General features: G+C 64.2%; 25 protein-coding genes. 9 read left to right on the top strand and 16 right to left on the bottom strand.

What is annotated here, in order from left to right:
- Positions 1 to 59 precede the first annotated feature (59 nt).
- The 7 genes from P6U28_RS14020 to P6U28_RS13990 form a co-directional block, all read right to left on the bottom strand.
- Positions 60 to 983, bottom strand: a complete 924-nt coding sequence (locus P6U28_RS14020; RefSeq protein WP_407122475.1) for an alpha/beta hydrolase — start codon at positions 981 to 983, stop codon at positions 60 to 62.
- Between the two features lie 31 nt (positions 984 to 1,014).
- Positions 1,015 to 1,749 carry an ABC transporter ATP-binding protein gene (locus P6U28_RS14015; RefSeq protein ID WP_122403161.1) on the bottom strand — a complete coding sequence of 245 codons (735 nt, stop codon included), beginning with the start codon at positions 1,747 to 1,749 and terminating at the stop codon, positions 1,015 to 1,017.
- Positions 1,746 to 2,879, bottom strand: coding sequence for an ABC transporter permease (locus P6U28_RS14010; protein ID WP_129143466.1), 1,134 nt, complete (start codon positions 2,877 to 2,879; stop codon positions 1,746 to 1,748). Before P6U28_RS14010 ends, P6U28_RS14015 begins: the two co-directional genes overlap by 4 nt.
- Before the next feature lie 10 nt (positions 2,880 to 2,889).
- Positions 2,890 to 4,236, bottom strand: a complete 1,347-nt coding sequence (locus P6U28_RS14005; protein ID WP_129143467.1) for an acyltransferase family protein — start codon at positions 4,234 to 4,236, stop codon at positions 2,890 to 2,892.
- A gap of 32 nt (positions 4,237 to 4,268) precedes the next feature.
- On the bottom strand, positions 4,269 to 4,655 hold the full coding sequence (locus P6U28_RS14000) for a hypothetical protein (protein WP_164936881.1): 387 nt from the start codon (positions 4,653 to 4,655) through the stop codon (positions 4,269 to 4,271).
- Between the two features lie 93 nt (positions 4,656 to 4,748).
- Positions 4,749 to 6,602: a potassium transporter Kup gene (locus P6U28_RS13995; protein ID WP_122403165.1), complete on the bottom strand. Its 1,854-nt coding sequence runs from the start codon at positions 6,600 to 6,602 to the stop codon at positions 4,749 to 4,751.
- 195 nt (positions 6,603 to 6,797) lie between these two features.
- On the bottom strand, positions 6,798 to 7,055 hold the full coding sequence (locus P6U28_RS13990) for a hypothetical protein (protein WP_407122474.1): 258 nt from the start codon (positions 7,053 to 7,055) through the stop codon (positions 6,798 to 6,800).
- Between the two features lie 267 nt (positions 7,056 to 7,322).
- Here P6U28_RS13990 and coaD point away from each other — a divergent pair, with 267 nt between their 5' ends.
- The 5 genes from coaD to queA all read left to right on the top strand — a co-directional run bounded on the left by coaD (position 7,323) and on the right by queA (position 10,517).
- A complete protein-coding gene (gene coaD / locus P6U28_RS13985; protein ID WP_122403167.1) occupies positions 7,323 to 7,820 on the top strand; it encodes a pantetheine-phosphate adenylyltransferase in 498 nt (165 codons plus the stop codon).
- 36 nt (positions 7,821 to 7,856) lie between these two features.
- Positions 7,857 to 8,420 carry a peptidylprolyl isomerase gene (locus P6U28_RS13980; RefSeq protein WP_122403168.1) on the top strand — a complete coding sequence of 188 codons (564 nt, stop codon included), beginning with the start codon at positions 7,857 to 7,859 and terminating at the stop codon, positions 8,418 to 8,420.
- Between the two features lie 8 nt (positions 8,421 to 8,428).
- Entirely contained in the window at positions 8,429 to 8,839 is a 411-nt protein-coding gene (locus P6U28_RS13975; RefSeq protein ID WP_122403169.1) for a hypothetical protein, read from the top strand.
- Positions 8,836 to 9,300: a peptidylprolyl isomerase gene (locus P6U28_RS13970; RefSeq protein WP_122403170.1), complete on the top strand. Its 465-nt coding sequence runs from the start codon at positions 8,836 to 8,838 to the stop codon at positions 9,298 to 9,300. Before P6U28_RS13975 ends, P6U28_RS13970 begins: the two co-directional genes overlap by 4 nt.
- A gap of 143 nt (positions 9,301 to 9,443) precedes the next feature.
- A complete protein-coding gene (queA, locus tag P6U28_RS13965) occupies positions 9,444 to 10,517 on the top strand; it encodes a tRNA preQ1(34) S-adenosylmethionine ribosyltransferase-isomerase QueA (protein ID WP_122403171.1) in 1,074 nt (357 codons plus the stop codon).
- A gap of 169 nt (positions 10,518 to 10,686) precedes the next feature.
- Here queA and P6U28_RS13960 read toward each other — a convergent pair whose 3' ends face one another.
- The 4 genes from P6U28_RS13960 to P6U28_RS13945 form a co-directional block, all read right to left on the bottom strand.
- Complete coding sequence (locus P6U28_RS13960) at positions 10,687 to 11,712, bottom strand: aspartate-semialdehyde dehydrogenase (protein ID WP_122403172.1); 1,026 nt, start codon at positions 11,710 to 11,712, stop codon at positions 10,687 to 10,689.
- 245 nt (positions 11,713 to 11,957) lie between these two features.
- Positions 11,958 to 12,560, bottom strand: a complete 603-nt coding sequence (locus tag P6U28_RS13955; RefSeq protein ID WP_162500269.1) for a PepSY domain-containing protein — start codon at positions 12,558 to 12,560, stop codon at positions 11,958 to 11,960.
- Positions 12,561 to 12,812: 252 nt separating this feature from the next.
- Complete coding sequence (locus P6U28_RS13950) at positions 12,813 to 13,559, bottom strand: TetR/AcrR family transcriptional regulator (RefSeq protein WP_129143469.1); 747 nt, start codon at positions 13,557 to 13,559, stop codon at positions 12,813 to 12,815.
- A gap of 134 nt (positions 13,560 to 13,693) precedes the next feature.
- Entirely contained in the window at positions 13,694 to 14,785 is a 1,092-nt protein-coding gene (locus tag P6U28_RS13945; protein WP_407123065.1) for a patatin-like phospholipase family protein, read from the bottom strand.
- Positions 14,786 to 15,093: 308 nt separating this feature from the next.
- On the opposite strand from P6U28_RS13945, the gene tgt reads away from it, so the two are divergent.
- On the top strand, positions 15,094 to 16,239 hold the full coding sequence (gene tgt / locus P6U28_RS13940) for a tRNA guanosine(34) transglycosylase Tgt (protein WP_122403176.1): 1,146 nt from the start codon (positions 15,094 to 15,096) through the stop codon (positions 16,237 to 16,239).
- Between the two features lies 1 nt (position 16,240).
- Here the strand turns inward: tgt and P6U28_RS13935 are convergent, their stop codons facing one another.
- The gene (locus P6U28_RS13935; protein WP_407122472.1) at positions 16,241 to 16,459 is read right to left on the bottom strand and encodes a hypothetical protein; all 219 of its coding nucleotides are present in this window, start codon (positions 16,457 to 16,459) and stop codon (positions 16,241 to 16,243) included.
- 223 nt (positions 16,460 to 16,682) lie between these two features.
- Here P6U28_RS13935 and cysK point away from each other — a divergent pair, with 223 nt between their 5' ends.
- Complete coding sequence (gene cysK, locus P6U28_RS13930; RefSeq protein ID WP_122403178.1) at positions 16,683 to 17,660, top strand: cysteine synthase A; 978 nt, start codon at positions 16,683 to 16,685, stop codon at positions 17,658 to 17,660.
- Between the two features lie 3 nt (positions 17,661 to 17,663).
- Complete coding sequence (locus P6U28_RS13925) at positions 17,664 to 17,906, top strand: BrnA antitoxin family protein (RefSeq protein ID WP_129143470.1); 243 nt, start codon at positions 17,664 to 17,666, stop codon at positions 17,904 to 17,906.
- A 170-nt stretch (positions 17,907 to 18,076) separates the two neighbouring features.
- Here P6U28_RS13925 and P6U28_RS13920 read toward each other — a convergent pair whose 3' ends face one another.
- On the bottom strand, positions 18,077 to 19,504 hold the full coding sequence (locus P6U28_RS13920) for a caspase family protein (protein ID WP_407122469.1): 1,428 nt from the start codon (positions 19,502 to 19,504) through the stop codon (positions 18,077 to 18,079).
- A gap of 200 nt (positions 19,505 to 19,704) precedes the next feature.
- The gene (locus P6U28_RS13915; RefSeq protein ID WP_407122468.1) at positions 19,705 to 20,580 is read right to left on the bottom strand and encodes a DMT family transporter; all 876 of its coding nucleotides are present in this window, start codon (positions 20,578 to 20,580) and stop codon (positions 19,705 to 19,707) included.
- A gap of 151 nt (positions 20,581 to 20,731) precedes the next feature.
- Here P6U28_RS13915 and P6U28_RS13910 point away from each other — a divergent pair, with 151 nt between their 5' ends.
- Positions 20,732 to 21,130, top strand: coding sequence for a RidA family protein (locus P6U28_RS13910; protein ID WP_407122467.1), 399 nt, complete (start codon positions 20,732 to 20,734; stop codon positions 21,128 to 21,130).
- A gap of 49 nt (positions 21,131 to 21,179) precedes the next feature.
- On the opposite strand, the gene P6U28_RS13905 is transcribed toward P6U28_RS13910, so the two are convergent.
- Positions 21,180 to 21,725, bottom strand: coding sequence for a hypothetical protein (locus P6U28_RS13905; RefSeq protein ID WP_407122466.1), 546 nt, complete (start codon positions 21,723 to 21,725; stop codon positions 21,180 to 21,182).
- Entirely contained in the window at positions 21,670 to 22,020 is a 351-nt protein-coding gene (locus tag P6U28_RS13900) for a hypothetical protein (protein WP_122406662.1), read from the bottom strand. The genes P6U28_RS13905 and P6U28_RS13900 overlap by 56 nt, the downstream gene beginning before the upstream one ends.
- Positions 22,021 to 22,080 lie beyond the last annotated feature (60 nt).

Here is a 22,080-nt window from a genome sequence, read left to right as displayed (position 1 = left end):
GATCATGCTCAAGTCGCAACCCAAAGCGCGATGACGTTTCATCCTGATCTCATCGCGCTTCAGAGCCCGGAAGCCGATGGAGTTGTATCGCAACGCAGGTTGGAGATGAATTCTCCGATCTGGGCGATGGCCGCATGGGCTTCCGGCAGCACCGGGACGAAGAGCTGGAACACGTGCGGCATGCGCGGCCAGACCTCCAGGCGGCTCCGCGGATCACCGTTTTTCAGCTTGTTGGCCATACGGACCGCGTCATCGCGCAGGATCTCGTCGCTGCCGACTTGGATCAGCACCGGCGGAAGGCCGAATGCATCGCCATAGAGCGGCGATGCACGGGGGTTATACGGGTCGGCGCCTGCCAGATAGCAACGCACGAATTCCGGAATATCGTCCACGTTCAGCATCGGATCTGATGCGGCATTCTCGGTCAACGAGGGCGCGGTGAGCGCCAGATCGGTCCAGGGCGACATGGCAACCGCGGCGGCAGGAAGCGGCTTGCGTTCGTCACGCAGTCTCATGAGAAGGCACAGAGCCAATCCTCCACCGGCTGAATCACCCATCACGAACAGTTCGCTTGGATCGGCCGTCTCGCCGGCGAGCCAGAGAAAAGCCGCCACGGCATCGTCCAGTGCGGCCGGAAACGGATGTTCGGGGGCGAGGCGATATTCAAGCGCCCAGACCGTCGACTTGGTCACATTGGCAATGCGCCAGGTGAAATGCCGATAGTAGATCGGCGCGCCCGAAATATAGGCGCCACCGTGAAGATACAGCATGTTGCGCCCCGGGCGCGACGCCGGGGTGGCGATCCGGTGCAATCTGAGGTGACCGACCTGTACGACGCTTGTCTTGGTGCTGCGTGGCGGGCGAGGCACCCACCTCTCCATGCGATGCATGTTTGCCCGCCACGTTCCGACATCGAATGGCCGACGGTGCCGTTTCAGGAACATGCGGATGCCGAGGCGCAGCATTTCCCCGCGCAGGCTCATGGTGCGTCCTTTTGATTCATTCGCGTGGGTCTTACGACCTGAATGCGGCCGCCTTTGGCAAATGCAGCCGTTCGGGTTCGCCGGATCCGGTGTCGACCAGCAGGCCATCCTCGATCTCGACGATGCGATCCGCAAAGGGAATGACTCGCGGATCATGGGTCACGACGAGCACGGCGCGTTCGCGCTGATGTGCGGCGTCTGCGAGAATCCGCATGATGCTTCGTCCGTTATTGCCGTCGAGCGCGGCCGTCGGCTCGTCGGCGAGAATGACCGAGGGATTGGCGACGAAGGCTCGCGCGATCGCGACCCTCTGCTGCTCACCGCCGCTGAGCTCGCCCGGCAAGGTATCGGCCTTCTGCTCCAGACCAACCAGGTTCAGCGCTTCCCGCGCGCGTTTCCCGGCTTTGCGCCCACGCTCGTGACGGATGTCGAGCGCGAGCTGCACGTTCTGCGCTGCAGTGAGCGTCGGAAACAGATGATAGGACTGGAACACAAAGCCGATATGGTCGCGCCTGATTTGGGCTAGTCCCTCCTTGTCGACACCCGACGTGGGCGTGCCGCACACGGTGAGTGTACCCGAGCTTGGTGCCAGCATGCATCCGAGCACGAGCAGCAGCGTCGTCTTGCCGCTGCCCGAGGGCCCCATCAGCAGTGTGAACTCGCCCCGCCGCAGCGTCAGGTCGATCCCGCGCAGCGCCTTCACCTCACCGGCGCCACGCCCAAGCGTCTTCTTGATTCCGGCCGCCTCAATGATGATTTCGTTCATCGCATGAATACCGTTGCTGGATCGATCCGCACCACGCGCACGATTGCACCGATCGCCGACGCCACGCACATCACGACCGTCAGCACGAACAGGGCTGCAATCAGCCACGGCGTGATGACGATCGGCAGCGCGCTCTTGGCAGTCATCTCCACGACGACGGCGCCAATCGCACCCGCGATGACGAAGCCGATGATCGCGTTGAGGAGCGCCTGATAGATGATGACCCTGTAGATATATCCATTCGAAGAACCCATTGCCCGCAGGGTGGCGAATTCACTGAGGTGATCCTTGGTGCTCGAATAGAGCGTTTGCGCGACGATGACGGTGCCGACGATCACTCCCAGCAATGCACCTGCAAATAGCGCAGCGCCGGCGCCCGTTCCGAACAGCCAGAACGAGCGGCTACGGCTGCGGAATTCATCGGTGGTGAGCACCTCGTGCTCACCAACTTGAGAGCGAATGGCCTTGAGAACTGTGTCGCGATCGGCGTCGGGCTTGAGGCGCACCAGGAGATCGCTGGCGCGATCCGGGAAGGTTCCGGTGTAGGTGCGAGCGTTTTTCAGGTCCACGAAGACGTAGGGCGTGGTGGTGAAGGAGCGGATGCCGTCGGTCAAGGCCACGACCTTCACGCGGCGGCCGCGGATCTCGGCCGTTGATCCGATTTTTGAGACGCCGAGGCGATCGTAGTAGGAGCGGTCGACGACCACCGCTCCATTTTGCGACAGCGCGCGAACGTCACCCTCGACCACGTTCCATGGCCTCAGGCTTCCATCACGCAAATCGGCGCCGACAACGAAGATGGGTGTCATCTCGCCGCTCTCGAGGCGCCAGTCCGAGAAGCCGATGACCAGCGGGACCACGGAGGCGACGCCGTCGACGGACATGACCTTGTCGCGCAGCTTCGCATCCAGCAGCGAGGGATCCTCGAAGCATTTCGCTCCCTTCGGCAGCACCCAGAGATCGGCCGATGCATGGTCGATCATCGTCGTCACCATGCGACCGAAGCCCAGGAACAGGCCCATCTGGATCATCACCAGGACGACCGAAAAAACGATGCCGACGAGCGTCGCGACAAAGCGCAGGCGGTCGTGGAAGAGATTGCGGGACGCGAGCGTCGGGACCAGTGACATGGACGTTCCGTCATCGAGGTTGATCTGAGATAGCGCCCTTACCGGGGAATCCGGAATGCCGGTGGCCCAGCAGTCTCGCGCCTGCGGCCAGGAATCCGCTCGCGGCCCAGCTCAGAGCCAGCGCCACAATGAGGACGAACGCGGCTTTGGCGGCGGCGTTCAGTCTCGTGTCGAGCAGTGCATATTGCAGCCACAGCACGAACGGGTAATGCGTGAGGTAGATGCCGTAGGCATTGGTGGAAAGGCTGTCGGCGACCGCCGACCTGCGACGCAACAATGCCAGCGAACTCGCCACAAAAGCGATCACGCCCGTCGCGCATGCAGGGGGAAACGCGAAAGCAGCGGCGATCCGGTACGCCGGCGGACTGGCATTCCAGTCCGGCATGGTCAGTGCGGTCAGCCCGCCCCATACGGCAAAGCAGGCGAAAGCTGCGGCAACCCACGTTGGCCAGTGGTGCGCGAGGGGGCCGTCGATGCGGAAGACGCTGCGATCAGAGCCGTAGCTGCCGATGGCGAGCCCCGCGGAGAAATAGAGGAGATAGTGCAGCGGGCGGCTTAGCTGGAAAGACAATGGGCCGAAAAAGGTCCATTCCCAGGGGGTGAAGATCATCGCGAGCGGGACATAGGCCAGTGCCGACAGACTGGTCAGGCCTGCGAAGAGGAGCAGGGGACGATCGTCGCATTTGGCGACGATGAAGCTCGCGGCGCGTGGCCACGATGGCACGAGCTCATGCAGCGCAGCAGCCAGTGCGCTGAGCAGCAGAAGCTGCCACAAGAACCATTGCGGGCCCGAGGGCCACATCGGCAAAGCGCGCCAGTGCTGCCAAAATGCCGCAGGCGACGGGTCGGTCGCGGTCGTCAGATACGAGGCGTAGTACGCCACCGGACTGAGGAGGACGACGGCGAGGACGAAGGGCAATCCAATTCGCCACCAGCGATCCGCGAGATAGGCGGCGGCGCCCTTGCGGATCAGGCCACGCGGGGTGAACAGGCCCGCCAAAAGGAACATCAGGGACATCAAGCTGACGTCTTGCCATGCGCAGAACAGGTCCAGCCCAAACCAGCGCTCGCTGTCGATGATCGGAAACGCGATCCAGCGATAGGGCGACGCGTCGAAGGCGAACGGATGCGGCGGCTGAGAGGCGAGGTACGGAAGGGCCGAATGGAAGGCGACCACGATCAGGATGACGACGGCGCGCAAATTGCTGAATGTGACGTTGGCGCCAGAGTTCATGGGGGAGCACCAGCCCGGGATTGATCTCGCCGGAACCAACCGAAAGCCGATCCACCTGGTTCCAATTCGCCGACGGGCAATTTCAGATTGGATCCGCAGCGGACGCGGTTTTGCTGAAGCCAACGCCTCCAGGGCCAGGCGCGCTCGCTGGTGGGCTACGAGGCGGTCGAAAGCTCTCTCGTCAAATCGGCAAGCGCCTCCCGCTTTCCGATTTGTGCCATCCAGCACCAAAGGGGACGCTCAATCTTGCCATAGCCCGCGAGCAGTCCCTCTCGTTTCGGCGCATCGTCAACGTCGCGAAGAAGCCCAGAACGTAGACCCTCCTTTGCCATCTTCCACTGCAGCGATGCAGGGTAGGCCTTGAGGACGCAAGCAGGCGAATCCGCCGCCATGATCTCCAGGACGGTACCGATCTCCCCGCCATGCAGTTCGGCGACGTCCAGCACCGAGGCCTGCGGAAAGATCCGACCGATGATCGACTGCACCTGATCGAACGAGATTGTCAGCCGAGGTTTCAACTGCAGAGGCGGATCGCTGGACATTTTCGCACCTGCCTCATGCAGCAATCCGGGGCTCTCACGCTTGTCGAGAAACCCGGATTGCGCTTGCCGCTCCACTCGGGCTACGCGCTTCCGCTAAATCTCCAGCTCCGTCCCGAACTCCACCACCTGCTTGGTCGGCACGCCGAAGAACGCGGCGGAGCGTTCGGCGTTGCGCTGGAGGAAGGCAAACACGCCTTCGCGCCAGACCCACATTCCCGGGACGTCCTCGCGCGGGATGATGGTCTCGCGGCCAACGTAGTAGGTGATGTCGGAGAGGTCGATGCCGGGCAGCTTGCCCAGGCGGCAGATGAGCTTCAGTCCTTCATAGATCGTCGGGTTCTGCATGAAGCCGTAATGCAGGATCACGCGGGTGATGCCCGGGATGATCTCGAGCACCTCGGCGCGTTCCTCGTCGGGAATGTGCGGCGATTCCTCGATCAGCACGGTGACCAGCAGCACGCGTTCGTGCAGCACGCGATTGTGCTTGACGAACTGGGTCAGCGCCAGCGGCACGCCGCGCGGCGCGGAGGCCAAAAACACCGCGGTCCCGGGCAGCCTCGCCCTGCACTGGTTCACGACGGTCTCGATCAGGTCCTCCTCGGGTTGGCGCAGCCGCGCCCGCGCCGCCTCGACCAGCTTCACGCCGCCGCGCCAGGTCAGCATCAGGAACGCAACGAGGGCCGCGAGCAGCAACGGAAACCAGCCGCCCTCGAACAGCTTGATCGAGTTGGCCGAGAAGAAGATCACGTCGATCACGAAGAAGGCGCCGTTCACGGCAACCACCAGCCAGGGCGAATAGCCCCACTGGATCGCCACCAGCGCCGCGAGCAACGTGGTGATCGCCATCAGCAGCGACACTGCGATGCCATAGGCGCCGGCGAGCGCGTCCGAGCTGCCGAAGCTCAGCACCGCCCCGAGCGTTGCGGCAGCAAGCAGCCAATTGACCAGCGGCACGTAGATCTGGCCGATCGCAGCGCTCGTGGTGTGGCGGATCTGCATGCGCGGCAGGAAACCGAGCTGGATCGACTGCTGTGTCAGCGAAAACACGCCGGAGATGATCGCCTGCGAGGCGATCACGGTCGCGACCGCCGAGAAGGCGACCAGCACATAGTGCAGGGCGTCGGGGCAGAGCTGGAAGAACGGATTCTCGATCATGGCGGGATCGGTGATCAGAAGCGCTGCCTGGCCGAAATAATTCAGCACCAGCGCCGGCAGGCAGACCGCGAACCAGGCGAGCCGGATCGGGAAGCGCCCGAAATGCCCCATGTCGGCATACATGGCTTCGCCGCCGGTGACCGCGAGGAAGGCGGCGCCGAGAATTCCGAAGGAGACGTGAAAATCCTGGTGGATCAGGAAGTCGAAGGCATAGAGCGGGCTGAGCGCCGCCAGCACCGCCGGCGCCTTGACGATGCCGTGGATGCCAAGCGCGGCAAGCACGACGAACCAGGCCAGCATCACAGGGCCGAAGATGCGGCCGATGAAGCCGGTGCCCTGCTTCTGCATCATGAACAGCCCGATCAGGATGGCGACGGTCACGGGCACCACGGCGGGCGCCAGCGAGGGGGCGTCGACCTTGAGGCCTTCGATGGCGCTGAGCACCGAGATCGCCGGCGTGATCGCGCCGTCGCCATAGAGCAGGGCGGCGCCGATGAGGCCGACCACCAGGAGATGGGCGCGCCATGTGCCTGGCTGGGCGTGGCGGGCATGCAGCAGTGCCAGCAGCGCGACGATGCCCCCTTCGCCGCGGTTATCCGCGCGCAGGATCAGCAGCGCGTATTTCAGCGAGATGATCAGCAGCAACGCCCAAAGGATCAGCGAGGCAACCCCCAGGACAGCGTCCTGACTCAGCGTGCCTCCATGAGCAGCCGCCTTGGCGGCTTCCTTCAGGGCGTAGAGGGGACTGGTGCCGATATCGCCGTAGACCACCCCAAGGGCGCCCATGGTCATGGCAAGCGGCAGCGCGTCGGGGCGATGGCCGGAGGCGACTGCGGGCGTACTGGACAACGGCAACTCCCCCGATGGAAACGCGCCCGTCGGGTCATTCCGATGGGGGCGAGCACGATGCAGTTTGCGACGAGACGTCGCAAATATCCACGGGGTTTATCTTGAGGGGGCTTCCTGACGCGAAACTTACAGGTCCGACTACGGGGTGCGGTCGGCTGTCACGAGGCGGGCCTCGCGGACACCGGCCTTGCTGCCGGCGCGGCGCAGGCAGGACGCCTCGAAATTCGGCCAGGCCTGCTGTGAGCAGTCGCGGCCGATGGTGCGGATGTCGAGCCGGTCGCTCTTGGCCAGCGGCTGCGGCACGCTGGCTTCGACGGTCGGGGCAAAGCCGGGCAGGAGGGTGAGGGCTGCGGCAACACACGCAGAGACTGCGATCGCTGAAATGGTCTTGATCATTGACGGTCCCCTGTGATGCGGCCGCCTCGCCCAGTGTGCGGCCCGTCATTCGTTGGCTGGATTAGTAACCATGGCCAGTTTCCGGACGTCTTCGCGGAGGCTGGAAATGGTTTCGTTCGCGCTCCGTTTTGTTTCGTCGCTGCCCGAGGACGAAACAAAACGGCCATTGCCGACGTCCGGCGAGACATTTTCCGTGTAAAAGGTCCGGAAACGGACAAGGAACCTGCCCGGCTTGCCGGGCCGGGCCGGGCGCGGTAGGACGGGGCCATGTCGCGCATTGCCTTCTACCCAGGTTCCTTCGACCCCATCACCAACGGCCATCTGGACGTGGTCCGGCACAGCGTCTCGCTGTGCGACCGGCTGGTGGTCGCGATCGGCGTGCACCCAGGCAAGAAACCGCTGTTCTCCACCGAGGAGCGGCTGAAGATGCTCCATGACGTCTGCGGGCCAATCGCGGCCCAGGCCGGCTGCGTGCTCGAGGCGACGACGTTTGACGATCTGTCGGTGACCGCGGCGCGCAAGCACGGCGCGATCATCATGATCCGGGGCCTGCGCGACGGCACCGATCTCGATTACGAGATGCAGCTCGCCGGCATGAACGAGGCCATGGCGCCTGAAGTGCATACGGTCTTCCTGCCGGCCTCTCCCATGGTCCGCCCGATCACCGCCACTTTGGTGCGCCAGATCGCCGGCATGGGCGGGGATGTCTCGGCCTTCGTCCCGCCGCAGGTCGCGGCACAGCTCAAGGCCAAATTCGCCGGTTAACGGCCCGCTTCCTTTCTCATCCTGACCGGAGTTGTCATGATCCGAATTTTCGCAGTTCTTGCCGCGCTTGTGTTCGCGGTGCCGGCGGTGGCGCAGCAATTGCCGGCAAACCTCGACAAGGCCAATGCCATCGTCATCGACAGCACCAAAGGCCGCATCGTCATCAAGCTCAGGACCGACATCGCGCCGCAGCATGCCGAGCGCATCAAGCAGCTCGCGCGCGAGGGCTTCTACAACAACGTGCCGTTCCACCGTGTCATGGACGGCTTCATGGCGCAGACGGGCGACGGCCAGAACGGCAACGGCACCGGCGGCTCGAAATATCCGAACCTGAAGCAGGAATTCTCCAAGGTGCATTTTGCCCGCGGCATCGTCGGCATGGCCCGGCGCGGCGACAGCGTCGACAGCGCCAACTCGCAGTTCTTCATCATGTTCGCCGACGGCGGCAGCCTCGACGGCCAGTACACGGTGATCGGCGAGGTCGTGCAGGGCATGGACGTCGTCGACAAGCTGAAGAAGGCGCCCCCCGGCTCGCCCGGCGGCACCGTCACCGATCCCGACAAGATGGTGAAGGTGCAGGTCGCCTCCGACATCAAGTAGGAGCGGCCATGGCGCGCCGCGGTGGCAAGCTCCTGCTGGTTGCCGCGATGCTGCTGCTCGGCGTTCCCCGTGCGGCCGCGGAGGACGCGCAGGTCAACACCATCCAGGACATCTTCCGGCACTTGCGTACCTGCTGGAGACCGCCGTCGCCGGCCAAGGCGCGCCCCCTCGACATCACCGTCGTCGTGAGCTTTAACCGGGCCGGAAACATTCTGGGCCATCCGAGGATTACCTATGAATCCGCGGAGGCCTCCGACAACGACCGGCTGCAATACCGGATCGCGGTGATGGAGGCGTTGCAACGCTGCACGCCGGTGCCATTTACCGATGCAATGGCCGGCGCCGCGGCGGGACGTCCATTCGCGATCCAGTTCCGCAACCGGAAGACTTCACCTCCAACACAAGAGAGACGAGCATGAGCGTCACCGAAAACACCCTGATCCTCGAGACAACGCAGGGTCCCGTCACCATCGAGATGCGGCCCGACCTCGCGCCGAACCACGTCGCGCGCATCAAGGAGCTCGTGCGCGAGGGCTTCTATGACGGCATCGTGTTTCACCGCGTGATCGAGGGCTTCATGGCCCAGACCGGCTGTCCGCATGGCACCGGCACCGGCGGCTCCGGCAAGAAGCTGAAAGCCGAGTTCAACAAGGAGCCGCATGTGCGCGGCACCGCCTCGATGGCCCGCGCCGCCAATCCCGATTCCGGCGACAGCCAGTTCTTCATCTGCTTCGACGATGCCCGCTTCCTCGACAACCAGTACACGGTCTGGGGCAAGGTCACCGAGGGCATGGAGAACGTCGACAAGATCAAGCGCGGCGAGCCCGTGATGAATCCTGACAAGATCGTCAAGGCGCGGATGGCCGCGGACAAGGAGTAAGCACGCGACCCTCATCCTGAGGAGCGCGGAACGCGCGTCTCGAAGGATGAAGGCTCCGCTGCTGCAGTTCGGCCTTCATGGTTCGAGACGGCGCTACGCGCCTCCTCACCATGAGGGCTGGCTGTGTCGCGCTAGGCCCGCACATGCGCACCGATCTCTTCGATTTCGACCTGCCCGCCGAGCGCATCGCATTGCGTCCGGCGAGTCCGCGCGACTCCGCGAAGATGCTGGTCGTGGAGAACGGCGCGTTGCGCGACCAGACCATCTCTGACCTGCCGCAATGGCTTAAGCCCGGCGACCAGCTCGTCGTCAACGACACCAAGGTGATCGCGGCGCAGCTGAAGGGCCGCCGCATCGGCCGCGAGACGGAGCCGAAGATCGAAGCGACGCTGATCAAGCGCGTCGACGGCTCGCGCTGGCAGGCGCTGGTGAAGCCGGCAAAGAAGCTTGTTGCCGGCGATCGCATCCGCTTCGGTAATGAAGGCAAGGTCTGCCTGCTCGGCCACCTCGACGCCGACGTCGAGGCCAAGGGGGCAGAGGGTGAGGTGACGCTGTCGTTCTCATTCCACGGCCCGGCACTCGACCAGGCCATCGCCGATCTCGGCAGCCCGCCGCTACCACCCTACATCGCTTCCAAGCGCACGCCTGACGACCAGGATTTTGCGGATTACCAGACCATGTTCGCGGCCAACGAGGGCGCAGTTGCAGCGCCGACCGCGGGTCTGCATTTCACGCCCGCGCTGGAGCAGGCGCTGCGCGCGCGCGACATCGGGATCAACCGCGTGACGCTGCATGTCGGGGCAGGGACCTTCCTGCCGGTCAAGGCCGAGGACACCGAGGGCCACAAGATGCACGCCGAGTGGGGCACCATCTCGGCCGAGGTCGCGGAGCGGCTCAACAGCGCGCGGAAAAATGGCAGGCGGATCGTCGCGGTCGGCACGACGTCATTGCGTCTGCTCGAAAGCGCGGCGAGCGAGGACGGCATGATCCAACCGTTCGCGGCCGAGACCTCGATCTTCATCACGCCGGGTTATCACTTCCGCGCCGTCGATGTCCTGATGACCAATTTTCACCTGCCGAAGTCGACACTGTTCATGCTGGTGTCGGCGTTTTCGGGGTTGGAGACCATGAAGCAGGCCTATGCGCATGCGATCGCGAATGGTTACCGGTTTTATTCGTACGGGGATGCGTGTTTGCTGTTTCCGTCGGTGCCGTAGGCGACCAACGCAAACCCATCGCCGTCACCCCGAGGTGCTCGGCTCTTCGGCGAGCCTCGAAGGGCGACGGCCCGGCTGCTGCATCTCGGCCGCTCATCGAGGCTCACCATGCAGCGCCTGGCGCGGCATGGTTCGCACCTCAGGATGACGGATCGACGGGCGTGCTCCGTTACGCCATCACCCGCTGCGGCAAGAGCTCCGCGATCTGCACCGCGTTCAGCGCCGCGCCCTTGAGCAGCTGGTCCGCCGCCACGAACATCGAGATCGAATGCCCGCTAGCGTCGCTGAGGTCCTTGCGGATGCGGCCGACCAGCACGTCGTCCTGGCCCGAGGCGTCGATCGGCATCGGGAAGTAGTTCTTGGCGCGGTCGTCGACGACCTTCACTCCGGGCGCCTGCGCCATGATGGCGCGGACCTGGTCTTCGGTGATCGGCTGCTCGCATTCGAAGGTGATGGCCTCGCAATGGGCGCGCAGCACCGGTACGCGCACGCAGGTGACGCCGACGGCGATGCTGTCGTCCTCGAAGATCTTGCGGGTCTCCTTGATGACTTTGGTCTCTTCGTCGTTGTAGCCGGTCTCGGGATCGACGGCCGTGTTGTGATTGAAGAGATTGAAGGCGTAGGGGTGCGGCATCACCTTGGGCGTATAGACCTGCCCGTTGAGATTGGCGCGGGTGGACTCGACGAGCTCCTCCATCGCGGCGGCGCCGGCGCCGGAGGCCGCCTGATAGGTCGAGATGATCACGCGCTTGATCCGGTTCTTCTGATGGATCGGCCACAGCGGCACCAGCGCGGTGATCGCGGCGCAGTTCGGGTTCGCAATGATGCCCTTGTGATCGCGGATGCGGTTCGCGTTGATCTCGGGAATCACCAGCGGCACGTTCGGGTCCATGCGGAAGGCGGAGGAATTGTCGACCACGACCGCGCCCGACTTGACCGCGATCGGCGCATACTTCCTGGAGATGCTGCCGCCGGCGGAGAACAGGGCGATATCGACACCTTCGAAAGACCGCTCGGTCAGTTCCTCGATGACGACGTTCTGGCCGCGGAACGACACCGTCTTGCCGGCGGAGCGGGCGCTCGCCAGCGCCTTGAGCTTACTGATGCGAAAGCCGCGCTTGTCCATGGCGGCGATGAATTCGGCGCCCACCGCACCGGTGACGCCGACAATCGCGACGACGGGATCGTTACTCACTTTGTCCTCCGTTGAATTTGCGAATTAGACAACAAAAAAGCCCCGGACCATCGAGGGCGGGGCTTGCCGTAGAGCTGATGCGTTTAAGTCGACGACCTACGTGCGCACGCCTCCCCGGGCCCCTGAGGCCGTGGTGGTTTTGGTCGTGCGTTTGGTGATCGTGAACATGGCGGCGACTTATGCGGGAGAGTCTTGCGTCCGTCAATGGGTTTTCGGCGGGAACGTGGCAGCGCGGGGACCTGTCGCTATTTGGCCCGGGCAGCCGGCGGCTCCAGGATGACCTCCTTGAGGTCGTCGCCGCTGATCACGACGATCGCAAAATTGAGCCGGCCGCGTTCGCGCACCAAGCCGCCGCTGATGGCCTTGCCCGAGGCTGCGCGCTCGGCGACGCGTACGGCGTCGGCGAGGCGGTGCCTGATCGCACCGAGCGCGGCGAGATTGCTGCGGTCCTCGTGGTCGAGCTCAGTGAGGGGGAGGGCGGCCTCCCCGCCGACCAGCTCGCCCGTCGCAGCATTGATGGTGTGGCGCCAGATCCGGTCGTTGTGCAGGGTCTTGACGCGGTAGACCGGCACGCCCGAGGCGCCGTCGAAGCTCACATCCGCCGTCGTGGCGCCGGCATGGCGGGCTTCCGCGATCGCCATGGCCTGGCTGATCGTGATCGACGAGCTGCGGAATCGTTCTATTTCGCGGCTGACCGCCTGGCGGTCCGCTTCAGCATCACCATCTGTCTCGCTGTGAAGCGCGGTCGGCGTGCCCGCAGTCACGATTGCCTGCGCCGGCGCGGTGATGAGCAGCGCGGGCAAGGCGATCGCAAGCAGTTGCGAGGTCCATCGTTTGGCTGTCGTCATGCTCGAAACCCTCGGCCAGCGAGTGTGCCGGATGATCGTAAAGAATTCGCGGCCGGCCTTGGGCATCGGCCGGCCGCGGAGCGCCGCGGCGGGCTATACCCGCCGTGACGATCGAAGCGGTCCGGACCTCTTTGGGGCTGGTGAAAAAGCGATCCGTACCCGGCTTATAACTAAACCATACCGTATCGTTTTATTTTGGTCAACGCTGCCGCGCGGTCCCCTTTGGGGAAAGATCGCAAGCTCACGGAATTGTCAGCGGGAGGAGCGGCGCCGTGGCGTGACTTTGGCGGCGTCCTGGACGCGGTCGGGGGGCCCCAGCGCGCCGGCCAGGAACAGCTTGATCGCCGCGCGCATGCGCTTTTCGGCGGCCTTCAGCTCCAGCGCCGTCCCGAACGTCGCCATGCGGTGGGTGTGACCGACGACGACGTCGAGGAATACCTCGGCTGCAATGGTGGTGTCTTCGACATCGAGCGCACCTTGCGCCACCAGATGGTCGAAGAAGCGCGCGGTGGTGGCGACGGCCTTGAGCCAGCCTTCCTCCTTGCCGAGCTTGGCGACGTCGGGGAAGTTGATGGCCTGCGACGTCATCATGCGGCTGAAGGCGACGGCGTCGGGACCGCAGGTGAAGGTCAGCATCTCGCGCCCAATCTCGACCAGCCGCTGCTCGACCGAGATGTTCGAGGCGCTGGAGAGCTGCGTCTCCGCCGCCGCCGAGAGCGGCGCGAGCCAGCGCGCGATCTCGCGCCTCAGCACGGCCGCAAACAGCCCGCGCTTGTCGCCATAGCGGGAATAGACCGTGGGCTTGCTCACCCGCGCGGCTTCCGCGACCGCGTCGAGTGAGGTCGCATCGAAGCCGCGGTCCAGGAACAGGCGGGTGGCGACCTCGATCAGCCGCTGATCACGCTCGATCGCGGCTGACTTCGTCGGCCGGCCGCCGCGCGATTTCGGCACCTCGCGCCGTGGCGCTGCCGGTCTCGTCCTGGTCGCAGTCAATCCCATGCCCAATGATTCCTGCGCGTTTCTGACAGTCGTCTTTGCTCTATAACGCGCAGCAATCGAGGCGTCATCGCGAATCTGGCCGAATTGGCCGTATCGTCAACGGTCTCGATCCGACCCCGTTCCGTCGTGCCGGCTTACGGAAGCGTCGAGGTCCAGGCCCGCCCGGATGCGGCCTTCTCGTATCCGTACTCATACAGCGCCCGCATATAGACGGTATCGAACCCTTCCGACGGCGGCGCCGGGTAATCGCGCGCGATGTAGGAGAGATGGAAGCCCAGTCGGTTGCGCTTGGCGAAATCGTAAGTCGAGAAGATGATCGACCGCGTCTGCGATTGGGTGATCGCCGACAGGCTCCGTGAGGCAACGTCGATGGTGCCATTGGAGACGAGCTCGAAGTTGCGTTCGATCTTCTTGTTGACGAGGATGTAGATGTCCATCTTTGCATTGCCGGGCAGGCGGCTGCTCTGGAACAACAGGGCTTCCGGCAAGGTGAGCACCGGCGCCGTCACGCCGCCGTCGACATGCATCTCCTGAAACCGGCGGCCCTGGCCTTCGGCATCGATCATGATCGGCGGAAACACTAGCGGGATGCTGGCGGAAGCCGCCATCACGTCGCGAAACAGTTTCAAGGCCTCGGGCGTTCCAACAGCGGCGATCTTGCCCATGTCCCAGATCGCGGTCCGCTGGGTGTCGAGATCGGTCGTCACCACCAGTAGCTTCCGGCCTTTCGCGTGCTCGCGCGCGACCTGCGCCATGATTTCCGGACCTACATAGCGCGCCACGAGCTCGCGCAGCCTTGTGTTGCCGAACAGGCCGGATCCGAACAGCACGCGCATGATGCTGGGATCGTTCAGGAGGCTCTCCGCAATGCCGCTGGTATAGACCTCCTTCAGCGTGTCGTCATATTGCGGGCCGAGAAACGCGAAGGGCGCGATCAGGCCGCCGGTGCTGACGCCCGAGACGACCGAGAAGGTGGGGCGGGTCTTGGCCGCGGTCCAGCCGTTGAGCACCCCGACGCCATAGGCGCCATCGGCGCCGCCGCCGGAGAGCGCCAGATAGGTTTTCGTCGCGGCGCTGGTGCCCTTCTCAAAGCTGAATTTCGTGATTGGCTCGTCGGCGTAGCGCCTGAGGCCGTCGATATCCAGCACGCGCGAGACGCTGGCTTCAGCGGCCGTGTAGGGCGTACGCGGCAGGGAGGTGCAGGCGCCGAGCGCAAGGCTGCACATAAGGACCAGCAATTCGACCAGGCTGACACCTCTGCCTGATCCGGTCACGCGAGGAGACGGATGCGTCGGTCGAACACGAAGGATACGGCATTGTCGGTGGCTGGCGATCACGCATCTAGCGCCGCCGGCAAAGTTCACCGCGGCATCTCGTCCAGCCCCCATGACGAAACTATACTGTATCGTTTTGTTCGACAAGAGGGACAAGCAATATCCTCGCGCTGCTTGCTGTCCCGGTCTGAAGCACAAACGGGCCCCGAGCGCGGCCTTGCGGGTTGATCGGCTCCCTCCGACAAGCAATAAGCACCGCCATGAATCCCGACGATGACGTACCCAATCACTTTGAGTTGCTCGCCACCGATGGCGCCGCGCGCACCGGGCGGCTGACCACGCCGCACGGCGTGGTGCGGACCCCGGCCTTCATGCCGGTCGGCACCGCCGGTGCCATGAAGGGCATGCACTGGCGCGAGGTGCGCGATGCCGGCGCCGATATCGTGCTCGGCAACACCTACCATCTGATGCTGCGTCCGAGCGCCGAGCGGATCGCGGCGCTCGGCGGCCTGCAGCGGTTCACCGGCTGGAACGGTCCGATGCTGACCGATTCCGGCGGCTTCCAGGTGATGTCGTTGTCGGATCTGCGCAAAGTCAGCGAGAACGCCGTCACGTTCCGCTCGCATATTGACGGTGCCAAGGTCGAGCTGTCGCCGGAGCGCTCGATCGAGGTGCAGCGTTTGCTCGGCTCCGATATCGCCATGCAGATGGATGAATGCGTGCGGCTGCCGGCCGAGCACGCGGACATCGAGCGCGCCATGCAATTGTCCTTGCGCTGGGCGGAAAGAAGCAAGCGCGCCTTCGAGAGCGCGCCCGCAGGCTACATGCTGTTCGGCATCGTGCAGGGCGGCGACGTGCCGCAGCTTCGCCACGCGAGCGCCAGAGGCCTGGTCGCAGTCGGCTTCCACGGCTATGCGATCGGCGGTCTTGCCGTCGGCGAGCCGCAGGCGGTGATGCTGGCGATGATCGACGAGACCGCACCGCTGCTGCCGAGAGAGCGGCCGCGCTACCTGATGGGCGTCGGCACGCCTGACGACATCCTCGAAGCGGTGAAGCGCGGCATCGACATGTTCGATTGCGTGATGCCGACCCGCAATGGCCGGCACGGCGTCGCGTTCACGCGCTTCGGCCAGGTGAATCTGCGCAATGCGCGCCACGCCGACGATCCGCGCCCGCTCGATGAAGAGAGCTCATGGCCGTCGACGCGCAACTGCGCGCGCGCCTACCTGCACCATCTCGTCAAGGCGGGCGAAACGCTGGGGGCGATGCTGCTGTCCGAAATCAATGTCGCTTACTACCAGTCCCTGATGCGGGGCGTCAGGGACGCGATCGCACACGGAAAGTTCGACGAATTCTATCAGCGCACGCGCGAGGACTGGGCGAGGGGCGACATCGCCCCACGCTAGATCAGTTGCAAGTGAAGCGATGCTTCACGGCGTGCTTGGTCACGAAGCCGTAGCCGCAATTATCGCAGGTCCAGAGATAGCTGATCACGTGGTCCGACACGTAGGCGGATGCTTCGGCGGCGACCATGGAGTCGGCGCAGACAGGGCAGGTGGGCAATTCGCTGCAACGCGGATCGCGGTTGGTCGCGACGGTCGACAACATTTCAGCAACTGCTGACATCGCGGTGACCTCCCTGCTTTGAGACGTAAGTCTAACATAAGCAGAACCAGTTGACGAGATCGCAACACAAATGCGTTGGTTTTCTGATCGCTGCCGCTCACGTGATTTTGCGATGCAGCGTATTTAGCATGTGCCGCATTGTCGCTTGCGTGTCGCCGCAAGCTGTCTGTAACTGCCAGAATGGTCGCGACAGAAGCACAGATCGTCGCCATAGGAGTTCATCATGGACGCATCGTCCACCACGGGTGCAGCGCACCAACCCGGCCGCGGCCGGATCTATGACTCGATCGTCGATGCCTTCGGCAACACGCCCATCGTGCGCTTGCAGCGACTGCCGCGCATGCACGACGTGAACGCGACCATTTTGGCAAAACTTGAATATTTCAATCCCGCGGCAAGCGTGAAGGACCGCATCGGCGCGGCCATGATCATCGCCATGGAGAAGGCGGGCATCGTCAAGCCCGACACCGTGCTGATCGAGCCGACCTCCGGCAATACCGGCATTGCGCTCGCATTCGTGGCGGCTTCGCGCGGCTACCGCCTGAAGCTGGTGATGCCGGAATCGATGTCGATCGAGCGACGCAAGATGCTGGCTTTTCTCGGCGCCGAGCTGGTGCTGACGCCGGCAGCGCAAGGAATGAAGGGCGCGATAGCGGCCGCCGAGGAGCTGTTGAAGACGACGCCGAACTCGGTGATGCCGCAGCAGTTCAAGAACCTCGCCAATCCCGAGGTGCACCGCCGCACCACCGCGGAGGAGATCTGGAACGACACCGGCGGCAACATTGATTTCTTCGTGGCCGGCGTCGGCACCGGCGGCACGATCACCGGCGTCGGCCAGGTGCTCAAGCCGCGCAAGACCTCGCTGCGTGTGGTGGCGGTCGAGCCGGAGGAGAGCCCGGTGCTGTCGGGGGGACAGCATACCCCGCACAAGATCCAAGGGATTGGCGCCGGCTTCGTCCCCGACATCCTCGATCGTTCCGTGATTGACGAGATCGTGAAGATCAACTCGACGACGGCGATCGAGACTACGCGCGCGCTGGCGCGGCATGAGGGCATTCCGGGCGGCATCTCCTCGGGCGCGGCGATCGCGGCCGCGCTGCAGATCGGCAAACGCCCCGAAGCTGCGGGAAAGACGATCCTGGCGATCGTACCGTCCTTCTCCGAGCGCTATCTTTCGACGGCTCTATTCGAGGGAATCTAGGACATGGCAGATCAACCGAGGCGGCCGCGTACGCTTGGCGATGCCAGAACGGAGGCCGAGGCGGCGTTCAAGAAGGTGACGGCGAAGGTCGCCGCGGCGCCGCCCAAGCAAAACGCCGTTCCCGGCATCAAGGAGCAGGTCACGCTCCGCATTGACCAGGACGTGCTGGAGTTCTTCCAGGAGGGCGGTCCCGGCTGGCAGGACCGTATCAACGAGGCGCTGCGGAAAGCGGCGGGGAAGTCGTAGCCAACATCGTCGTCGAGCGCAGCGACGCAATCCAGAATCTTTCCACGGTTGACAGCCTGGATTGCTTCGTCGCAAGGGCTCCTCGCAATGACGGAGCATGCTGCGACGCCGTCGTGCCAACGAAAAGCCCGGCGCGAGCCGGGCTTTTGTGTTGTCAATTTGGCTTCGTTTCAGCGGCGGAACATGCCGCCCATCATGCCGCCGACGACACCGCCGACGAAGGCGGCACCGGCAGCATCGCCGGGGCTGCTGCGTTGAGGGGCCGGCGCCGGCGCGCTGCTGGGAGGCGGAGCGCTGGCGCGCCGGGCCGCCTTCTGGCTGTTGTCGCTCGCAACGGGCGGAGCGGCCACGACCTCCGAGAGCAGGGCCTTGTGCTGGTGCTTGTTGAGGTAGCCGGACGATGGATAGCCGCGCGCTGCCTGCCAGCGCTTGATGACCGCACGGGTCTCGTCGCTGAACACGCCGGTCTGCTTGGTGTCGAAGCCGAGGCCGGTGAGGCGGCGCTGCACGTCGCGGCGCTGGGTCTTGTCGAGGCCGATCTGGTCCTCGGTGAGCTGGGTGGCCTCGTCGGTGAAGGTCGCAGGATCGACGCCGGCGTTGAGCGTACGGGTCGCGGTCGAGGGTCCGCTCTTGATCGCCGCGAGCCGTGCCAGCGCCAGCGCCTTGAACTGACCGTTCGGATAGGCGGAGAGATAGGCGTTGAGCTCCTCCGGCTTGTTGGACTCCTTCACCGAGCGCCAATATTCGAGCTCGACACCGTCCGAGCTCCCGGCCGCCGCCGGCACGACCGCGGAAGCGGTCGGGGCCGCGTTGGCGACCTGGGTCGTCGGGGCTTGGTTGAGATAGACCGAGCCGGTCAGGTTGGTGTGGCCCCAGGGCAGCTGGCTCTTGCGGGTCTCTTCATTGACCTGGGCGCGCACCGCCGTCATCGCCTGCTGGATCTCGACGCCGGGCTTGGTGATGTTGTCGATCAGTGCACGGGTGAACGGGCTGTTGTTGCCCTCCTGGCCGTCGAGCGCGGTCTGGCCCGGGCCGGTCGCGAACGCGATCAGCGTGCCTTCGCCGGACTTCATCTCGGCCAAACCGCTCTGGACGTTGACGCTGCGGGTCGCCGAGTTCGACTTGATCTTGGCGGCGAATGGATTGTCGCGGCAGGCATCGAGGAAGACGAGCTTGACCTTGGCATCGCCCATGGTCTGCTCGAGCGTCAGGTCGATGTTGATGGCGGCCCCCAGCTTGACGTCCATCTCCGATTTGATGTCGGCATCGACAGGCAGGAGATAGTTGGTGCCGCTGACGGCGATGCCGTGCCCGGCATAATAGAACAGCGCGATGTCGGAGCCCTGCGCCTTGCGGCCGAAATCGAGCAGCTTCTCCGTCATCTGGTCGCGGCTGAGGTTGGAGCCTTCGATCACCTCGAAGCCGACATTGCGCAGCGTCGCCGCCATCGCCTTGGCATCGATTGGCGGGTTCGGCAATTGCGCGACGTTCTTGTACGAGCCGTTGCCGACCACGAAGGCGACACGGCGGTCAGCCTTGGCGGCACTGACCGACATGGCCATGCACATCAGCGAAGCGAGGAGGGTGAGATAGCGCATTCTGAAATCCCCAGAATCGAATTGCAGGCAGCAACAAATCGGCAACGAAGCTACACGAAGTGCCCGACTTCGCGCCACCAAAACGGCAGTCCGTTGCACCAACCCGCTGCTGTGTGGCCGAATGTGCACGATGGAGGGACACTCCAACGTGACCCAAATCACACGGCCACTTCGTTTTGTCGCGCGAGGTGGCGCGAGGTTCACTGCGCGCGAGCGGGAACCGGCGAAGCGGGCTTTAAATTCAGGAGATTGCCGAAAAGGATCAGCGCCGCACCGAGTACGGTCCAGGCGTCGAGCCGCTCGGAATACAGCAACCAGCCGGCGGTCGCGGTCAGTGGGACCCGCAGGAAGTCCATGGGAACCACGATCGTCGCGTCGGCGTAGCGCATCGCGCTGGCGAGGCAATAATGCGAGAATGTGCCGCAGATGGCGATCACGCCGACCCAGGCCCAGACATAGACCGATGGCCACGTCCAGACGAACAGCGTCGGAACGAAGCCTGCGACCGATTGCACCACCAGCATCCAGAACAGGATCGAGAGCGCGCTTTCGGTGCGGGTCAGCGATTTGACCAGCGCCATCGAGACGCCAAATCCCATGGCGGCCCCGAGCGCGATGAGCTGGCCCGGATTGATCTCGCCAGTAGCCGGCCGCACGATCACGATCACCCCGACGAGGCCGAGCACAATGGCGGTGATCTTCCATGGCGTCATTCGCTCGGACAGGAAGCTTGCCGCGAGGATGGCCGTCCAGATCGGCATGGTGAACTCGATCGCCACCACCTGGCCGATCGGGATCAGCGTCAGCGCGAAGAACCAGCCGAGCTGGGCGACGTAGTGCACCAAATTGCGCCCGACATGCTGCGGCAGGCGCGATGTCTTGAGCACCTTCAAGCCGCCGGCGCGGGAGATGATCGGCGAGAGCAACAGGAAGCCGACCAGCGACCTCACTTCCATGATCTGAAAGACATTCAGCTCGCGCGTGGTCTCGCGCCCAGCCACCGCCATGATCAGCATCAGCGACAGCCAGCCGGCCATCCACAGTGCAGCCATCGTTTTGGACGGTGTCGTGCTCATTGCGGCGGATGCGAAAGGGTGAAATTCCGAAGGGACGGCCGGTATCGGCGACGTCGCTGCCGTTTGCAACGGCCAAATCTGCGGATGCAGCAATGCAGGTCGGCGTGTTAATGCATCAGCGAACAACGAGAAAAATCGGGAGATCTCGCTCATGCATATCTTGCAGCCGGCCGAATGGAAGAAACCCCGTGGCTTTTCCCATGGCGTCGTGGTTGAGGGGCCGGGCCGGTGGGTGGTTCTGGCCGGCCAAACCGGTGGCGACGAGGCCGGCAATTACGCGCCCGACATGGCTGCGCAGGTCGCGACTGCGCTGAAGCGGATCATCAAGCTCTTGGGCGAGGCCGGCGCGGGCCCCGAGCACATCGTCCGTCTGACCTGGTACCTGACCAGCCGCAGCGAATATGAAGCGGCCGCTGCTGGCATTGGCGCAGCATGGAAGGAAACGCTCGGACGCAATTTCCCGCCCTCGACGCTGCTTTATATTGGCGGTCTCGTGGATGAGCGGGCCAAGGTCGAGATCGAGGTCACGGCGTTCGTGCCGAATGCATAAAAAAGACCCGGCGAGGTCGCCGGGTCGATGGTCTTGAACGTGATCTGGCTCAGCGCGTCATCGCGATGTTGGCGCCGCGGAATTGGCTGTCGGCGCGCATCGTGACGGTCTGCTTGTTGCCGCTCGTTCTCAGCGCGATGTTGGCGTTGAAGCCGGCGGCCGAGGCGACCACCTCGAAGTTTCCGCCACCACCGCGGCCCTCGAGCGAGCCGGAGATGTTGCGGCTGGCTTCGGCCCAGCTGCCGGTGACGGCGCTGCCTTCGGCACGGACATTGGCGGAGAGGTGAAACTTGTATGCGTCGCTGGCACAGGTCAGCGACATCTCCATGGTCGGGCCGATCGGGGCGTACTTGGCCCGGCAGCGGATTCGCTCGGTCGAGCCGTCGTCGAGGACGACAGTACCGCCGCCGCTCCAGGTGCCTGCCATCGGCGCAAACGGGCCTGACTGAGCTTTGCTTTCGGTGTGGGCGATGCCCGCTGCAAACAAAACGGCGGCCGCGATCAGCAGCCGCCGGCTTCCAGCGCGAGTCTCAGTTGGCTTATTGGCGCGATGCTTCCCACCGCCCGCTGCACGGTATGCCTGCAGATGCTCCATTCCACTTCCCCGATCCGGCGTTGCCGTTGAGTTGACCGTTGGCATATGCACCATTGATCGAAACTTTCACAAGTCCCCCGCTGCCGATGGTGCCGGAAACGTTAGCGCCGGGTGCGGTGATCTTGCCATCGGCAACCGTCAGCATGGAGCTAGCGGTCGGTTCGCACGAACCGCTCTTGGTCACGATGGTGACCTGCCAGTTGCCATCATAGGGGTTCTGGGCAAAGGCGGGGGCAGCGAGGGTGCCGGCGAAAACTGAGGCGGCACAAAACACCGCAATGCGACCAAAACGCATGAATTCGTCCTCGAATGTGTCCGATATGCTGACGCTTATTCGGGCGAAATGTGACCGAAA

The organism is Bradyrhizobium sp. STM 3561 (genome assembly GCF_045571455.1).
Taxonomy (GTDB): Bacteria; Pseudomonadota; Alphaproteobacteria; order Rhizobiales; family Xanthobacteraceae; genus Bradyrhizobium; species Bradyrhizobium vignae.
This window is presented reverse-complemented; position numbering and strand designations above follow the sequence as displayed.

What these genes read in the sequence shown, in the direction of transcription:
- P6U28_RS14020 (WP_407122475.1), bottom strand. Translation starts at nt 983, where the DNA reads ATGAGCCTGCGCGGGGAAATGCTGCGCCTCGGCATCCGCATGTTCCTG.
- P6U28_RS13920 (WP_407122469.1), bottom strand. Translation starts at nt 19,504, where the DNA reads ATGCGCTATCTCACCCTCCTCGCTTCGCTGATGTGCATGGCCATGTCG.
- P6U28_RS13990 (WP_407122474.1), bottom strand. Translation starts at nt 7,055, where the DNA reads ATGATCAAGACCATTTCAGCGATCGCAGTCTCTGCGTGTGTTGCCGCA.
- P6U28_RS13945 (WP_407123065.1), bottom strand. Translation starts at nt 14,785, where the DNA reads ATGTGCAGCCTTGCGCTCGGCGCCTGCACCTCCCTGCCGCGTACGCCC.
- P6U28_RS13980 (WP_122403168.1), top strand. Translation starts at nt 7,857, where the DNA reads ATGATCCGAATTTTCGCAGTTCTTGCCGCGCTTGTGTTCGCGGTGCCG.
- P6U28_RS14010 (WP_129143466.1), bottom strand. Translation starts at nt 2,879, where the DNA reads ATGTCACTGGTCCCGACGCTCGCGTCCCGCAATCTCTTCCACGACCGC.
- P6U28_RS13935 (WP_407122472.1), bottom strand. Translation starts at nt 16,459, where the DNA reads ATGTCAGCAGTTGCTGAAATGTTGTCGACCGTCGCGACCAACCGCGAT.
- cysK (WP_122403178.1), top strand. Translation starts at nt 16,683, where the DNA reads ATGGACGCATCGTCCACCACGGGTGCAGCGCACCAACCCGGCCGCGGC.
- P6U28_RS13925 (WP_129143470.1), top strand. Translation starts at nt 17,664, where the DNA reads ATGGCAGATCAACCGAGGCGGCCGCGTACGCTTGGCGATGCCAGAACG.
- P6U28_RS13900 (WP_122406662.1), bottom strand. Translation starts at nt 22,020, where the DNA reads ATGCGTTTTGGTCGCATTGCGGTGTTTTGTGCCGCCTCAGTTTTCGCC.
- tgt (WP_122403176.1), top strand. Translation starts at nt 15,094, where the DNA reads ATGAATCCCGACGATGACGTACCCAATCACTTTGAGTTGCTCGCCACC.
- P6U28_RS14015 (WP_122403161.1), bottom strand. Translation starts at nt 1,749, where the DNA reads ATGAACGAAATCATCATTGAGGCGGCCGGAATCAAGAAGACGCTTGGG.
- queA (WP_122403171.1), top strand. Translation starts at nt 9,444, where the DNA reads ATGCGCACCGATCTCTTCGATTTCGACCTGCCCGCCGAGCGCATCGCA.
- P6U28_RS13970 (WP_122403170.1), top strand. Translation starts at nt 8,836, where the DNA reads ATGAGCGTCACCGAAAACACCCTGATCCTCGAGACAACGCAGGGTCCC.
- P6U28_RS14000 (WP_164936881.1), bottom strand. Translation starts at nt 4,655, where the DNA reads ATGTCCAGCGATCCGCCTCTGCAGTTGAAACCTCGGCTGACAATCTCG.
- coaD (WP_122403167.1), top strand. Translation starts at nt 7,323, where the DNA reads ATGTCGCGCATTGCCTTCTACCCAGGTTCCTTCGACCCCATCACCAAC.
- P6U28_RS13910 (WP_407122467.1), top strand. Translation starts at nt 20,732, where the DNA reads ATGCATATCTTGCAGCCGGCCGAATGGAAGAAACCCCGTGGCTTTTCC.
- P6U28_RS13950 (WP_129143469.1), bottom strand. Translation starts at nt 13,559, where the DNA reads ATGGGATTGACTGCGACCAGGACGAGACCGGCAGCGCCACGGCGCGAG.
- P6U28_RS13905 (WP_407122466.1), bottom strand. Translation starts at nt 21,725, where the DNA reads ATGGAGCATCTGCAGGCATACCGTGCAGCGGGCGGTGGGAAGCATCGC.
- P6U28_RS13955 (WP_162500269.1), bottom strand. Translation starts at nt 12,560, where the DNA reads ATGACGACAGCCAAACGATGGACCTCGCAACTGCTTGCGATCGCCTTG.
- P6U28_RS13975 (WP_122403169.1), top strand. Translation starts at nt 8,429, where the DNA reads ATGGCGCGCCGCGGTGGCAAGCTCCTGCTGGTTGCCGCGATGCTGCTG.
- P6U28_RS13995 (WP_122403165.1), bottom strand. Translation starts at nt 6,602, where the DNA reads ATGACCATGGGCGCCCTTGGGGTGGTCTACGGCGATATCGGCACCAGT.
- P6U28_RS13915 (WP_407122468.1), bottom strand. Translation starts at nt 20,580, where the DNA reads ATGAGCACGACACCGTCCAAAACGATGGCTGCACTGTGGATGGCCGGC.